We start from the raw sequence: 15,504 nt of genomic DNA on the forward strand, positions 1-15,504 counted from the left end.
CAAAAATAAGGCGATAAATCGTATTTTCGTTAGGTTCTTAAAGGGCAATTAATATAGCAATAGATGAAAAAGTGTTTTAAAACTTTTATGACGTGGATATCGGTTTTAGGCTGTATTTGGGCCTCTCGAAGCCAAGCCGATTGTGTTTTGGGAGTGGGGATAACAGATAATGTTACTTTGGCGGAGATATTTCAACTCAATAAAATGCAACAGGAGAAACTAATGAATTTTTCGGCCGAATTGAAATATCGGAACGAAATTTTAAATAATCAGTTGGAAAATATCACCAGAAGACATCCACAAAGTACCCCGACAGAATTAATGCAGTTGGCGAACAAATATAAAGGCGTCATGGACAGTATGGCCCTGGTTCAGGCCATGATAGATAAAAAAGTATTGAGGCTGTTCAATGAAAAACAATATGAACTGTACCGTAACTTATGTAAAGAAGCCTCTCGTTCCCCTTTTGTAATAATCCCTTCGGTTTATAATGATAGCACTATTATTAAGAACAAATAATGCTAGGGCAATTAATGGAAGATAGGTCTGTTTTTGTAAAGGTCAGTTCGTATTTTTGCCCTTAAACCACACTGCTTTTATGTACCGATCGATTATACGTCCCATTTTATTCCTGTTTGATCCGGAGAAAATCCATTATTTGAGTTTTTCATTGATAAAATTACTTTCCAATATTGGTTTTTCGTCCATTTTTAAATCACTCTTCGTTGTGGAGGATAAACGGTTGGAGCGGGAAGTTTTTGGATTAAAGTTCAGGAATCCGGTAGGTTTGGCGGCAGGTTTTGACAAAAATGCCGTGCTTTATAACGAACTGTCCGATTTTGGTTTTGGTTTTGTGGAAATAGGGACCCTTACACCAAAACCTCAAGATGGCAATCCTAAAAAAAGGCTATTTCGCCTTAAAGCGGACAGTGCCATTATTAACCGTATGGGCTTTAATAATGCCGGGGTCTTTGAAGCGGTCGAGCAATTAAAAAAAGAACACAAGGTCTTAATAGGGGGAAATATTGGAAAGAACAAAGTTACGCCCAATAATGGGGCCATAAAAGATTACCTAATTTGTTTTGATGCGTTATTTGATCATGTGGATTACTTCGTGGTAAACGTGAGTTCCCCAAATACCCCGGGGTTACGGGAATTGCAGGACAAAGCACCCCTTACCGCCTTGTTGGGGGAATTGCAAAAAGAAAATGATAAACAAGGTGAAAAGAGAAAGGCAAATCGTAAACCGATACTCTTAAAGATCGCACCGGATTTGACCAATGCACAATTAATGGATATCATAGAAATAGTGCGGGTTACTAAAATTGATGGGGTTATTGCCACAAATACCACTATTGCCCGTAAAGAACTAAAATCTCCATGCTTATTGATCGAGGAAACGGGAGGTCTTAGCGGTAAACCTTTAAAGGATAGAAGTACGGAGGTAATTCGGTTTTTGGCCGAGAAAAGTAACAAGGCCTTTCCCATTATCGGGGTAGGTGGGATACACACTCCCGAGGATGCCCTTGAAAAGTTGGATGCGGGGGCCGATCTGATACAATTGTACACGGGTTTTATATATGAAGGTCCGGGATTGATCAAACGGATAAACAAGGCTATTTTGAAAAAAGCCGGCCATGGCGATTTTTGATGAACAAAAAGAGCATACTACGGTATTAAATTTATAGGATATGGCACCCGCTGTTTACCGTTATCCGATTAAGAGATACTTAAAGGTCGGCAAAACGATTTTAGTTCTTTTGCCGTCAAAAATTTGTAATTTCCCATACCGAACAAGACAATTTGAACAGTGAAATCCTTATAAGTTTTGTACTGGCTACGGCGGTTTTGGCCATATCTCCCGGGCCCGATAATATTTTTGTCCTGATGCAAAGTATGACCCATGGCAGAAAATATGGTTTTGCCACAATAATGGGCCTTATGACCGGGTGTCTTGTACACACCACTTTATTGGCCTTTGGCGTTTCCGCTATTATTAGGGCAAATGAATCCTTGTTTTTGGGTATTAAATTATTTGGTGCCGGTTATTTGATATATCTCGCTTATAGTGTATTTAAGGATGATGCCCCCATTCCATTGGAAGAATTTCATATACCTCAAAAAGAACAGGCGGATTTGTTCAAACAGGGTTTTATTATGAATGTGTTGAACCCTAAGGTCACTATTTTTTTCCTGGCATTTTTCCCCGGGTTTTTGTTTTCGGATACTTTGGCGAACGAAATTCAATTTTATATCCTCGGTTTTCTTTTTATTTTGGTATCCCTCATTGTTTTTGGCGGGATTGCCTTGCTGGCGGGAAGTATCTCCATTTTCTTAAAACGGAATCACAAAACCGCTTTTATATTAAAAGGAGGGCAGATAATCGTTTTTTTGGGAATAGCGGTATTTTTGTTTTTCGGTTGATTGATTTTGTGCGGAGATTAGGTATAACTACTTGATGGGAGTTTGTATTTTTATAGTATGTCTAAACCAAAAATAAAACTGATCGAGTGTCCACGGGATGCCATGCAGGGTATCAGGAACTTTATACCCACGGAACAAAAAGCACGGTATATCCAATCTTTATTGGGTTGTGGTTTTGATACCATTGATTTTGGCAGTTTTGTTTCTCCCAAAGCCATTCCACAGATGGTGGATACCGCTGAGGTTTTATCCCGACTAGATCTCTCCAATACCAAAAGTAAACTATTGGCCATTGTAGCCAATGTACGTGGTGCCCGTGATGCCGCTTCCCATCCTGAAATTCAATATTTGGGTTTTCCTTTTTCGATTTCGGAGAACTTCCAGATGCGGAATACGCATAAGACCATTGCACAATCCGTGGAGACCTTACAAGAAATCTTTACTATTGCCAACAAGGCCGAAAAAGAGGTGGTTACCTATATATCCATGGGTTTTGGGAATCCCTATGGTGATCCGTGGAATGTGGAGATTGTAGGGGAATGGACAGAGAAATTGGCCGCAATGGGAGCTAGGATCTTATCTTTATCCGATACGGTAGGAACTTCCGACCCTGAGACGATAAATTATCTTTTTTCCAATCTTATACCCAAATACCCGGAAATCGAATTTGGGGCACATTTGCATACTACGCCTACCAAATGGCATGAAAAAATAGCTGCTGCCCACAAAGCCGGTTGCCGGCGCTTTGATGGGGCCGTGCAAGGTTTTGGTGGCTGCCCCATGGCCAAGGATGAACTTACGGGCAATATGCCCACCGAAAAAATGCTTTCTTATTTTACAAAGGAGAAAACCGATTCCGGGGTAAATTGGTTGGTTTTTGAAGCGGCGTATAATAAGGCTACGGAATTATTTTCCGCTTATCATTGAGCAACTTACATATGGTTTATCCCTTTGAAGCGGGATAATGAGGGAGTAGGGGTATTTAAAATGTTGGATCGATTTGGTTTTGGGGTAGGAACTTAGGTTTATTACGCAATGAAACTGTTCCAAAATCGATCTGATCAATAAAAATATAAGCGTTACAGAATAAAATTGACCTAAAACCTGATTAACTTTGTGAAAAATGACACCTATGAACAAATCGATAGAATCCCTTTTGAATGATCAAATTGGATATGAGGCCAATGCATCCATGCATTATTTGGCCATGGCCTCCTGGGCGGACGAAAATGGCTATAATGGAGTCTCGGAATTCTTTTACAATCAGTCAGAGGAAGAAAGGGCACATATGATAAAACTCGTGAAGTTCGTGAATGAGCGTGGGGGCAAGGTTGTAATTCCCGCATTGGACAAGCCCAAACCGGAATTTGAATCTTTGAATGAATTGTTCGAGGACTTTTTAAGGAGTGAAATGTTTGTAACGGAACAGATCAGCCATATCATATTTGAGTGTTTGAACAAAAAAGAGTACAACGTACACAACTTTATGCAATGGTATGTTACAGAACAATTGGAAGAAGAGGCCGTTGCCCGGACCTTGTTGGATAAATTAAATATTATAGGGGACGATAAATCCGGCCATTATCTATTTGATAGGGATATCAACGCGATAGCTACTTCCGTAGATCAAGAATAATAATTGTATCCTAACCATAAATTATTCAAAAAGACTCCATTAAAGGAGTCTTTTTTTAGTAGCTTTGCTTTTTATTTAGAATAAATAAAAATAATGTTACTACAATCTTCTGAAAGTTCAGCCTGCCTGATAATAAGTTCTCCCTGCGTAATATGTACACAGGGGAAGAAAACAAAGTGTTGCAAAAAATACAAGAAAAAGGGAAAATCCAATTGTAAGCGCTGTCCAAAAATCTGAAACATAAGAGTTAGAAGCCTTGATCATTAATTCTTTAGTTTAAAAATCCATCACAGAATCCGGAAAATGTTAAATCTTTAAATTTATTTAGATTTAATTTAAATAAAGTTTGTCCATTTCAATTTTGACTCTAAATTTGTGCACTCATTTATATCACTATTAATAATAAGTCTAAATAAAAACAATGAACAAAATGAGATCCATTATTTTACTGACCATTATATTGTCTACCACTTTTCTTGTGGCACAGACCAAAACGGATTCCATCACTTTGGTGCCGCAATCCCAGATAAACGCAGCGCAACGTTTACTCTCCGGTAATTATGCATCGGCCGTTACCGTAGGGGCCTATGCCGAAACACTTTATAATCAGCCAGAAGGAGACAACGGGGAGTTGGATATTCAACGGATGGTACTTCTCTTCGGATATCGCTTCAATGAAAAAACACAATTTGTAACAGAAGTAGAGCTGGAGCATGTTAATGAAGTTTTTGTAGAGCAGGCCTTTGTTAATTATGCGATAGGAAACAACGTAAGTTTACGAGGTGGGTTAATGTTGGTGCCCATGGGCATTGTGAACGAGTTTCATGAACCTACGACCTTTAACGGAACCGAAAGACCGGCGATAGACAATGTTATTGTACCTACGACATGGAGGGAAATAGGAATTGGGGTAACAGGTCGTTTTAATGATTTGTCCCTGGGGTACCAGGCCTATGTTTTCAATGGGTTTAAATCCACACAGGCAGATGGGGAAGGCGGCATTTCAGGATTCTTAAAAGGTTCCAACGGACTTCGGGGCGGTCGTCAAAAGGCAATTCAGTCAACCGTGGATAGCCCGACCCTATCTACCAAATTGGATTATTACGGTATTCCCGGCCTTCGATTGGGTCTTTCCACCTATTTTGGAAAAACACAGGCCGAAGATGATATTGAAACGATTGATGGTGCCAATATTGGAATAGCCATGTTGGGGTTGGATGCCCGTTATGCCTATCAACGTTTTACGGCAAGAGGACAATTTATCCGTGCGTCACTTTCGGATACTGAGGAATATAATACACTCACGGGAAGGGATTTGGGCAGCGCGTTGCAAGGTTGGTATCTGGAAGGAGCCTATAATTTATTGCCCTATGGCAAACCACAAAAACTATTTGCATTTGCCAGATATGAAAAGTATGATACCCATGCGAATACTGCAGGTGCTTTGACCCAAAATGAAGCTTATGATAGAACGGATATAACAACCGGACTTACCTATCATATTGCTCCGGGCGTTGTGCTTAAAGGGGATTATCAATTTAGAAGCAACGCTTTGGATGGCGATGACATAAAAGACAGGTTGAACTTTGGAATAGGAGTGTGGTTCTAACCAATACCCCGAAAGTCTCCCCCAAAAGGGGAGACTTTCGGGTTTCTTAATAAAAATTGACTGTATTCTTATCAAGATTAAATCTAAATTGATACATTTGCGCTATGCAGGCATCAAAAAAAATAACCGTAATAACTTTTTTGTTTTCGCTATTGCTCTTTGGATTTGGGTTACCCAAGAATATTCAAAAAAAGGTAGAGAAAGAGGTGTTAAAATTCTTTGAGGTCAAAGAATTTTCTATGGAAGCCATTACTGTTGCCAAGGATTTAAATGCCGGACTACCTGCAAAAATAACAGGGGATAATCTCTACAAACTGTTTCAGGGAGAAACTTTGATGGGCTATATTTTTGTGGATCAGGCACCCAGTAAAACAGCCAAGTTTGATTATTTGGTGGTATTTGATGAGGATTTGAAAATAGTGCATTCCAAAATCTTGATATACCGTGAGGAATATGGTGGGGAAATAGGCAGTAAAAGGTGGCTAAAACAATTTATGGGCAAAACAGGGGGAGACCGTGTGGACCATGAATCAAATATAGATGGAATTGCCGGAGCCACTATTTCAGTGCGATCCATGACCACTTCTATGGATAATTTATTGCAGACCGTAGGAATTCTTCAAGAAAAGAACATATTGTAATGCAGTATAACGGGCTGCTTTTGACTTTTTCAAAGGAAATAAAACTATTTATAGGAGCGTTTGTCATTATTTTATCCGTTGGATATTATACGGGACTTTTATTTGTTTCCCAAACAAGTACGGCTTCACCTGCCGGAATCGAAGAAAATTATCTGGGTAACGAAGAAGATGAGGATGCCGAGGTCATGAAGTTCAAAAAGAGCGAACGACAAATGTTGACCATTGTCCATACCCATATCCTTTCCATGTCCTTTATATTTTTTTTATTGGGCATATTAGTTTGGTTGACCCATCTTCCCAAAAAACTGAAACTTTTCCTGACCGTTGAACCATTTTTCTCTGTTTTGTTCACTTTTGGAGGCATTTATTTTCTTTGGGCCGGGATTTCATGGATGAAATATATCGTCCTGCTATCGGGGCTATTGATGACGGCCACATTTACCGTTTCAGTTGTTTTGATCCTCTTTCAGTTATGTAAAAAGCCTGTTGCCGGCACAACGCTTAACCAATAAAAATCACTATATTTGCACGCAATTAAATCCTTAATTGCTATGAAAGCCCACCTAAATAAAATTCTTGGAGAAGGCCTCACCTATGATGACGTACTTCTGGTTCCCGCCTATTCGGAAGTACTCCCGAGAGAGGTCAATATTCAATCCAAATTCACCCGGAATATTACGATCAACGTTCCTATTGTATCTGCTGCAATGGACACCGTAACGGAGAGCAGAATGGCCATTGCCATAGCCCAAGAAGGTGGTATAGGGGTTTTGCACAAGAACATGACCATTGAGCAACAGGCACTCAAGGTCAGAAAAGTAAAGCGTGCCGAAAGTGGTATGATCATGGATCCGGTGACCTTGCCCATGGATTCTTTAGTAAGGGATGCAAAAGCCAGTATGAAGGAATTTAGTATTGGAGGTATTCCCATTGTAGATGATGCCAGTAAACTTATCGGTATTGTGACCAATCGTGATCTACGTTTTGAAAAAAATAATGACCGACCCATTTCTGAAGTAATGACCTCGGAAAATTTGGTAACGGTAGGAGAAGGGACCTCATTGGAGGAAGCCGAGGATATTCTACAAGAGAATAAAATTGAAAAACTGCCGGTAGTCAACGGGGATAACGTTCTTGTGGGACTTATCACCTTTAGGGATATCACCAAACTTACGCAAAAACCCATTGCTAATAAGGACAAATATGGAAGGTTGCGCGTAGCTGCAGCTTTGGGGGTAACCAATGATACTGTGGTTAGGGCGGAAGCCTTGGTAAATGCCGGGGTGGATGCCGTTGTTATCGATACGGCGCATGGGCACACGAAAGGTGTGGTTGCGGTTTTAAAGGAAGTAAAGAAAAAATTCCCGGAATTAGAGGTTATTGTGGGCAATATTGCTACGGGAGAAGCCGCTAAATATTTGGTAGAAGCGGGGGCCGATGCGATCAAAGTGGGTATAGGCCCGGGAAGCATCTGTACTACTAGGGTAGTGGCAGGAGTTGGATTCCCACAGTTTTCAGCGGTTTTAGAAGTTGCGGCCGCCATAAAAGGTTCTGGCGTTCCGGTAATTGCAGATGGCGGAATCCGTTATACCGGTGATATTCCAAAAGCCATTGCGGCGGGTGCGGATACCGTTATGCTCGGTTCACTATTGGCAGGAACCAAGGAATCCCCCGGGGAAACCATTATTTATGAAGGTCGAAAATTCAAGAGTTATCGGGGAATGGGATCTGTCGAAGCTATGAAACAGGGATCCAAAGACCGTTATTTTCAAGATGTGGAGGACGATATTAAAAAACTGGTTCCCGAAGGAATTGTCGGGCGTGTGCCCTATAAGGGCGAATTGTTCGAAAGTATCCATCAATTTGTAGGAGGGCTAAGGGCAGGTATGGGCTATTGTGGTGCCAAAGACATTGAAACCTTAAAAGAAACGGGTCGGTTTGTGCAGATTACCGCTAGTGGTATTAATGAGAGTCATCCACATGATGTAACCATTACCAAAGAGAGTCCTAACTATAGTCGGTAGGTGGCACACATAATTCAGTGATAATTTTAAGGATTGGTTTTTTTGTGAATCGATTATTTCACGGATGCATCAATATTTTTATGCAATGATCGTACCCTTCTCAGATTGTCCGTTGCCTGTAAAAGTTTTTTCATTAAAGAAGGGTTGAGGTTCGGATTTTCAGCTATAAAACCTTCCAGTATGGCATAGGCCTCGGGAGATGTATGATTGCCTATTGTATTGTTAAGCCAGCCTTTGGGAAAGAAAATATCCCCGGTTTTTTGAATTTCCTCCAATAGATCAAGGCTCGGTCTTATGGTAACGATAGCTTCTTTTTGTCGCAACGGGTGATTCAGATTATTTAGAGCTGCCAATACCCAGGATTCCTTTGCCCTGTTTTTTTCTTCTTTTAGGGATTTGAAGAAAGCATTTCTTGTAGTTTCTTTCTTGGAAATAGACGGTAGTAAGAATATAAAACGCTCTAGTTTATCCGGATTGCCGATCCGTTCCTTTGCAATCTCTATGATTTCATCTTGTCTTGGATGTTCATATAACGCTAGATCGATGGCCATACGGGTATAATCATCTTCATTGAGCTTCAGGTCTTTTATATGGATATCCTTATTCCAAACCTGATATAGTCGGGCTTTTGCGCTTTCCGAATAAGCTATTGACCTAAAAACGGAGAATAGGGTCTTTTTTATATTGGGCTGTGCATTACCCTTTAATTTGGACCAGATATGGTCGGCCAGTCGTTGTTGGTACAGTGTGCGTTGCTCTACGTTCAGGAACGTCCAAAAAATAGAACTTGTATAACCGGAAACAAGATTGACCAGTAACTCATTTTCCTCAATGAGAAGACTTTTTTGATACAATTCCAAAGCGTGTTTTGCCTCGATTTTTCCATTCAATGTATTTTCATAAACATTTATATAGGCATACCCACGGGTTACATCATCCTTTAAGGACAAAATGATGTCCAGATCTTTTTTGCTTATAGGGAATACCCCATAACCCAGGCCATTTGAATTGTAGATGATGGCGTTTGGTCTGGGTAGGCCCAAGGCTTGTTGGATTTCCTTTTTTTTACCCTTTACATCTATTGTAATGGTTTTTATATGATCGTTATAGACCAATGCAATATCAAAAGTTTGCGGCCAGATTTTGGCTGTTTTGTCCTCTGCCTTCTGCAAAAGTTCAAAATTGGAAATATTTCCTTTGTCATCATAGGTAAGGCTATGTTCAAAAATGGGCCTGCTTGCGTTATTTACCCAAACGTTACTCCAGTTTTCAATAGTAATATCGGTTTCCTTATCCAGTATCTTGATAAGGTCGTTCCAAACGGCATTGCTATCGGCATACCTTTTTATGTATTCCTTAATTCCCTTTTGAAAAGCCTCCTTGCCCATGACCTTTTCCAATTGGCGCATCATTATAGGGGCTTTGTTGTATATGATGTTACCGTATAAAGATCCGGCATTATTTAGATTGTCCAGATTTTGACGAATGGGGTTTGTGCCCAATGTCCTGTCCTCATTGTAAGCCCTGGGGTAGTGGGCCGTCATGAAAGCCAATTCATGGTTGATATCTGGAAAGGCGGGATTCACTATTTTATCCGCCATAAAATTTGCGAATACCTCTTTCATCCAAACATCGTTGAACCAATCCATGGTCACCAAATCCCCAAACCACATATGTGCGGTTTCATGTGCTATTAACTTGGCTCTCCTTAATTTTTGATTTTCGGTCGCACTCTCATCCAGAAACAAAGAACTTTCCCTGTATTGTATGGCACCCACGTGTTCCATTCCTCCGTATTGAAAACCGGGAACAGTGACAAAATCCAATTTTTGAAACGGGAAGGGATATGCGGTATACGCTTCTAAAAAGGATAGTGACCTCTGGTGTAGGTCAAATATGGTATTGGTACTGGACTTAATTTTTTCCTTGTTGTTTTCCCGGTATAACAGATTCATGCCAAGACTGTGCGGTTTTTTGTTGATCGTGTTGAATTTTCCGGCTACGAAAGAAAATAAGTAAGTACTCATTTTATCGGATGGGGCAAATTGGTGTCTGGTGAACCCGTCCTTTTCTTCCGTGCGTATTTCGGGAGCACCACAAATCACTTTCCAATCTTTGGGCGTACTGATATCCAATATATATTTTGCCTTTATGTTAGGTTGGTCAAAACATGGAAAAAGTGTCCGGGCGCGGTCGGGTACCAACAGTGTATAAAGGTATTCCTCATTTCTGTTCAACGATGATTCCCCGGCCAAAAAATGGATCTTGATGATATTCTTTCCCAATAGAAGGTAATCTTCGGCTATACGAATATGCTCATTATTATGTGCTATTGGTATATGCTGGCCATTGGCTTCAATAGTCCTTAACCTGGAGGTTTCTTCCTTAAAATCCAGATAAAGTGGTGCTTTTGCCTCCGAAATGGAAACCTCTAAAACCAATTCCGAGACTATGGGGGCTTCTTTTTCCAGGGGAATTTGAAATGCGAGCTTATATACGACTTCTGTGACCTGTTTGCTTCTATGGGAGGCCAGTTCCAAGGAAACACCATCTTGAATTTTGGTCGTTACGACCGATTTATCCCGACATGAGAAGAAAAATAGAACGAGGCACGACAAGAAAGAGAATAACTTCATAAGTATTGAATTGTTTATCCAAGTTTAGATGGAACATGAAATGTACTTAAAACAACAATTCAATACAAGAAACCTTTTTGGAACGTGCCGTTATCACTGCCCGTATTGGCGTAAAAAAATCCGATATAATAAATATCGGATTTGAATGTCATGTAAAAAAGGTATTTTATATCGGAAAGTCACTTGCTATTGCCTGCATAACTCTTCCAGTCTTTTTCTTTGTAAATATTGTCCCCAAAATAGCGGGCGATATTTAAAAAAGCTTTGGGTTTTTGATAACCGGGAACCGGAGAAAGCATATTTAAATCTTCATCAAGAAATATAGTCGTGGGGTAGCTCATTCTGCCTTGCATCAAAGCAGCGGCGAGTTCATGATACCCTTTGCGGCCGGACGGGACAAAATTATATGTTTTTCCCTTAAATTCTATAGGTTCTTTCCCTTCACCATCCATTTTTACCATATAAAAGTTTTCGGACATATAGGCGGCAACTTCCGGGTTTTGAAAAGTATCCTTATCCATTTTTTTGCACCACCCGCACCAGTCTGTATATACATCGATAAAAACTTTTTTTGGAGTGGTATCCGTTGCCGCAAGTTCCGCAGCCTCGTTCCAGCTGAGCCAAGTTACTTCCTGTCCATAAGAAAAGGAAAATGTTGTCATAACCAGCCCTAGGACAAGTACATTTTTTATAAAGGAAGTTTTCGTTTTCATGATATGTTTTTAAAGGATTGGTCCAATAACTATATCAAAACTAACGTTTTTTTCACTTCTTTATTTTAGCTTGGCCGTTGCTTTGGTAGAGAATAGATCTTTAATGTCCACTTGATTCTTGATCAGGTCGTCAAAAGTCTCCCGTTCCCGTATCAAAATAGCTTTGCCCTGGTGCCATAATACTTCCGGAGGTCTAAACCTGGAATTGTAATTACTGGCCATGGTAAAACAATAAGCTCCGGCATTTTTAAAACAGAGGATGTCCCCTTCGGCAATTTCATTGATACGTTTATTGCTGGCAAAAGTGTCCGTTTCACAAATATAGCCTACGACGGAATAATAACGTTCCCGTCCCTTTGGGTTGGAAATATTGACTATGGAATGGGTGGCTCCGTACAACATGGGGCGTATTAGATGATTGAACCCGGAATCTACACTGGCAAAAACAGTAGAGGTCGTTTGTTTTACTACATTGACCTTTGCCAGGAAATACCCTGCTTCGCTCACCAAAAATTTACCCGGCTCAAAGGCAAGGGTAAGCTCTTTACCGTATTCCTTGCAGAATTCATTAAAGCGGGAACTCAACTTTTTTCCTAATTCTTCTACATTGGTTTGAATGTCCCCTACTTTATAGGGTACTTTAAAACCGCTTCCAAAATCTATAAAATCAAGATTTTTAAAATTCTTGGCGGTATCAAAAAGAATTTCGGAAGCGTAAAGGAATACATCAATATCCAAAATGTCGCTACCCGTGTGCATGTGAATACCGTTGATATTCATTTTGGTCAATTCCACAATTCTCAATAAATGGGGTATTTGATGAATACTGATACCGAATTTAGAATCGATATGGCCAACGGAAATATTGGAGTTTCCACCTGCCATTACGTGTGGATTTATACGTATGCATACTGGAATGTCCGGATGCTTACTACCAAATTGTTCTAAGATGGATAGGTTGTCTATATTAATACGGACACCTAATTTGGCAGCTTCCTCTATTTCTTCCAAAGAGACCCCATTTGGGGTAAATATGATGGATTCCGGTTTAAATCCGGCCAAAAGGCCCAAATGTACTTCTTGAATGGATACGGTGTCCAGGCCACTGCCCAGGCTATTCATTAACCTTAGGACGGTTATGTTGGAAAGTGCTTTGGCCGCATAATTCAGTTTTAATTTTTTTACAGATCCAAAGGCTTTGGTAAGCCTGTTGAACTGCGCTATTATTTTTTCCGAATCGTAAACGTATACGGGGTCACCGTACGTTTTGGCTATTTTCAGTAAATCGGAATTATTCATAATAAGTTAATTTTGGACAAATCTAGGCTTACTAGATCATCCTTGCAAAAAAAATCAACATTGAGATAAATAATACAACAAATTGTTTTAAATGAAACATTTTTGGATTTATTATCTGAATTAAAGATTAAAACCCTGCTTCCGATAGCTATGGGGATTCATTGCAGTTACTTTGGTTTCCATAAATTTAAAGTGCACCTTGTTATTTAGACAGAATGAGGAATGCGCGACGAGAAACCTTTATAATAACGGGATTCCTCTTCGTACCTCGTTCGGAATGATAGACTATGCCTAATAATATTAAACTATGGATCTTAAGTCCATAGTGGTTTGTTAAAACTTGCTACATAAGGTAAACCGTTGTACATTTAAAAATATGAAGCTACCCCTATTCCCTTTACAATCTATTTTCTTTCCGGGTGAAACCGTACCCTTGCATATTTTTGAACCCAGATATAAGGAGCTTATAAATGATTGCAGGGACGAGGCCATAACGTTTGGAATACCGGTCTATATCAACAATACGTTGGAGTATGGGATAGAGGTGCAATTGGTGGAGATCGTGACCACTTATGACAATGGGGAAATGGACGTAGTCTGTGTTGCCAGACAAGTATTCAAACTGCTGACTTTTGAAGAGCGGATGAATAATAAGGGTTATGCCGGGGGCCTGGTAGAATTTCTGGAATACGATTATAAAGCCGATGAAGCATATAAGAAAAAGGTAATTCATAAAATTCAGGAACTATACGGAATGATGGACGTTCCCTTTAAAGCGATAGCAATTGATAAATTTAACAGTTTTGCCTTGGCCCATAAAATTGGGCTTTCTTTTGAGCAGGAATATCAGCTATTGCAGATGCCAAGGGAAATGGAACGCTTGTCTTATATAAATATGCACTTAATGGCCACCATATCTGTTTTGAGCGAGGTAGAGCGGACTAAAAAGACCATTGAACTGAATGGGGACTTCAAAAATTTCGACCCGCTTGATTTTAAAGATATCGAGGTGTAATTTCTATAAATGCGAAACTTGGGACCGGAACTTTGTCCTGTATGAATACCAAATGAATGTTCCGGCTTCTTTATCCCATTTTATTCCTTTATAATTACAGCTACTTTGTTATTTTTGCACAACAAATAAAAATTACCTTAGAGTATGAACCTTCACGAATATCAAGGAAAAGAGATATTAGCTAGTTTCGGCGTAAGAATTCAAAGAGGAATTGTAGCGCATAATGCCAAAGAGGCCGTTGAGGCGGCAAAACAATTGACGGCCGAAACGGGTACGGGATGGCATGTTGTCAAAGCACAGGTTCATGCAGGTGGAAGAGGAAAAGGAGGTGGGGTAAAATTGGCCAAAAACCTTAAAGAGGTAGAGGAATTGGCCGGACAGATCATAGGGATGAACCTTATAACGCCCCAAACCTCTGCCGAAGGGAAAAAAGTACACCAAGTCTTGATCGCAGAAGATGTTTATTACCCCGGAGACAGTGAAACGAGTGAATTCTACATGTCCGTGTTATTGAACAGGGGTACCGGAAAGAATATGATCATGTATTCTACCGAAGGAGGTATGGATATAGAGGAGGTGGCCGAAAAGACACCACATCTTATTTTTACGGAAGAAATAGATCCGGCGACCGGATTATTGCCTTTTCAGGCCAGAAAGGTTGCTTTTGATTTGGGACTTTCCGGAACGGCCTTTAAGGAAATGACAAAATTTGTTTCGGCATTGTACAAGGCTTACGTGGAAAGTGATTCCAGCATGTTCGAGATCAATCCTGTTTTAAAAACTTCCGATGATAAGATTATGGCCGTGGATGCAAAGGTGTCCATTGACGATAACGCATTGTACAGAAGGAAACAATATGCCGAAATGCGTGATCTTAGAGAAGAAAATGCCATTGAAGTAGAGGCTAGGGCCGTAGGCCTTAATTATGTAGACCTGGATGGAAATGTGGGTTGTATGGTGAACGGGGCCGGATTGGCCATGGCCACTATGGATCTTATAAAAATGGCGGGTGGTGAGCCGGCCAACTTTTTGGATGTTGGTGGTACCGCCGATGCAAAGCGAGTGGAGGAAGCCTTTAGGATCATATTAAAGGATCCTAACGTAAAGGCTATTCTCATAAATATCTTTGGTGGTATTGTGCGTTGTGACAGGGTGGCCCAGGGTGTCGTAGATGCCTATAAGAATATGGGAGATGCCATTAAAGTACCTATCATTGTTCGTTTACAAGGTACGAATGCGGAGCTTGCCAAAGAAATTATAGATAACTCCGGTTTAGCGGTCCATTCGGCGGTACAGTTTCAGGAAGCTGCGGATAAAGTAAAGGAAGTGCTCGCTTAACGCGCAAGAACAATATATTAAGATAAGTTCATAGAATAGACCCGCAGGATTTTCCTGCGGGTCTATTCGTTTAAAGATATCATGTAAATCTTAGACTTTTAATGCACCGGTTTAAACCAGTGCATTATAAAGGAGAAAACAAAAATTAACCGTAGCTCCGTATCTAAAA

The 15,504-nt window shown here is 40.2% G+C and carries 14 protein-coding genes; 11 read left to right on the top strand and 3 right to left on the bottom strand.

Annotated features, from left to right (window positions below):
* Positions 1-87 precede the first annotated feature (87 nt).
* The 9 genes from ACKWB9_RS08830 (at position 88) to guaB (ending at position 8,334) form a co-directional block, all read left to right on the top strand.
* A complete protein-coding gene (locus ACKWB9_RS08830; protein ID WP_414002649.1) occupies positions 88-519 on the top strand; it encodes a hypothetical protein in 432 nt (143 codons plus the stop codon).
* 79 nt (positions 520-598) lie between these two features.
* Positions 599-1,651: a quinone-dependent dihydroorotate dehydrogenase gene (locus ACKWB9_RS08835; RefSeq protein ID WP_414002650.1), complete on the top strand. Its 1,053-nt coding sequence runs from the start codon at positions 599-601 to the stop codon at positions 1,649-1,651.
* A 152-nt stretch (positions 1,652-1,803) separates the two neighbouring features.
* Complete coding sequence (locus ACKWB9_RS08840; RefSeq protein WP_414002651.1) at positions 1,804-2,424, top strand: LysE family translocator; 621 nt, start codon at positions 1,804-1,806, stop codon at positions 2,422-2,424.
* Positions 2,425-2,481: 57 nt separating this feature from the next.
* A complete protein-coding gene (locus tag ACKWB9_RS08845; RefSeq protein ID WP_414002652.1) occupies positions 2,482-3,351 on the top strand; it encodes a hydroxymethylglutaryl-CoA lyase in 870 nt (289 codons plus the stop codon).
* 205 nt (positions 3,352-3,556) lie between these two features.
* Positions 3,557-4,060, top strand: a complete 504-nt coding sequence (locus tag ACKWB9_RS08850; RefSeq protein WP_414002653.1) for a ferritin — start codon at positions 3,557-3,559, stop codon at positions 4,058-4,060.
* Positions 4,061-4,490: 430 nt separating this feature from the next.
* Entirely contained in the window at positions 4,491-5,669 is a 1,179-nt protein-coding gene (locus tag ACKWB9_RS08855; RefSeq protein ID WP_414002654.1) for a porin, read from the top strand.
* A 104-nt stretch (positions 5,670-5,773) separates the two neighbouring features.
* Positions 5,774-6,310, top strand: a complete 537-nt coding sequence (locus ACKWB9_RS08860) for an FMN-binding protein (protein WP_414002655.1) — start codon at positions 5,774-5,776, stop codon at positions 6,308-6,310.
* Positions 6,310-6,822 (top strand): hypothetical protein, encoded by a 513-nt coding sequence (locus tag ACKWB9_RS08865; protein WP_414002656.1) that lies wholly within the window; start codon positions 6,310-6,312, stop codon positions 6,820-6,822. Before ACKWB9_RS08860 ends, ACKWB9_RS08865 begins: the two co-directional genes overlap by 1 nt.
* A gap of 39 nt (positions 6,823-6,861) precedes the next feature.
* The gene (gene guaB, locus ACKWB9_RS08870) at positions 6,862-8,334 is read left to right on the top strand and encodes an IMP dehydrogenase (RefSeq protein ID WP_414002657.1); all 1,473 of its coding nucleotides are present in this window, start codon (positions 6,862-6,864) and stop codon (positions 8,332-8,334) included.
* 53 nt (positions 8,335-8,387) lie between these two features.
* On the opposite strand, the gene ACKWB9_RS08875 is transcribed toward guaB, so the two are convergent.
* The 3 genes from ACKWB9_RS08875 to lysA all read right to left on the bottom strand — a co-directional run bounded on the left by ACKWB9_RS08875 (position 8,388) and on the right by lysA (position 12,982).
* Complete coding sequence (locus tag ACKWB9_RS08875) at positions 8,388-10,970, bottom strand: M1 family metallopeptidase (protein ID WP_414002658.1); 2,583 nt, start codon at positions 10,968-10,970, stop codon at positions 8,388-8,390.
* A 179-nt stretch (positions 10,971-11,149) separates the two neighbouring features.
* Positions 11,150-11,683, bottom strand: coding sequence for a thioredoxin family protein (locus ACKWB9_RS08880; protein ID WP_414002659.1), 534 nt, complete (start codon positions 11,681-11,683; stop codon positions 11,150-11,152).
* A 60-nt stretch (positions 11,684-11,743) separates the two neighbouring features.
* Positions 11,744-12,982 (bottom strand): diaminopimelate decarboxylase, encoded by a 1,239-nt coding sequence (gene lysA, locus ACKWB9_RS08885; RefSeq protein WP_414002660.1) that lies wholly within the window; start codon positions 12,980-12,982, stop codon positions 11,744-11,746.
* Between the two features lie 376 nt (positions 12,983-13,358).
* Between lysA and ACKWB9_RS08890 the strand changes: the two genes are divergently transcribed.
* Together ACKWB9_RS08890 and sucC are read left to right on the top strand one after the other, a co-directional pair.
* A complete protein-coding gene (locus ACKWB9_RS08890; RefSeq protein ID WP_414002661.1) occupies positions 13,359-13,997 on the top strand; it encodes an LON peptidase substrate-binding domain-containing protein in 639 nt (212 codons plus the stop codon).
* A gap of 144 nt (positions 13,998-14,141) precedes the next feature.
* Positions 14,142-15,335 (top strand): ADP-forming succinate--CoA ligase subunit beta, encoded by a 1,194-nt coding sequence (gene sucC / locus ACKWB9_RS08895; protein WP_414002662.1) that lies wholly within the window; start codon positions 14,142-14,144, stop codon positions 15,333-15,335.
* Positions 15,336-15,504: the final 169 nt, after the last annotated feature.

This window comes from Maribacter spongiae (assembly GCF_047345125.1).
In the GTDB taxonomy this organism is placed as follows: Bacteria; Bacteroidota; Bacteroidia; order Flavobacteriales; family Flavobacteriaceae; genus Maribacter.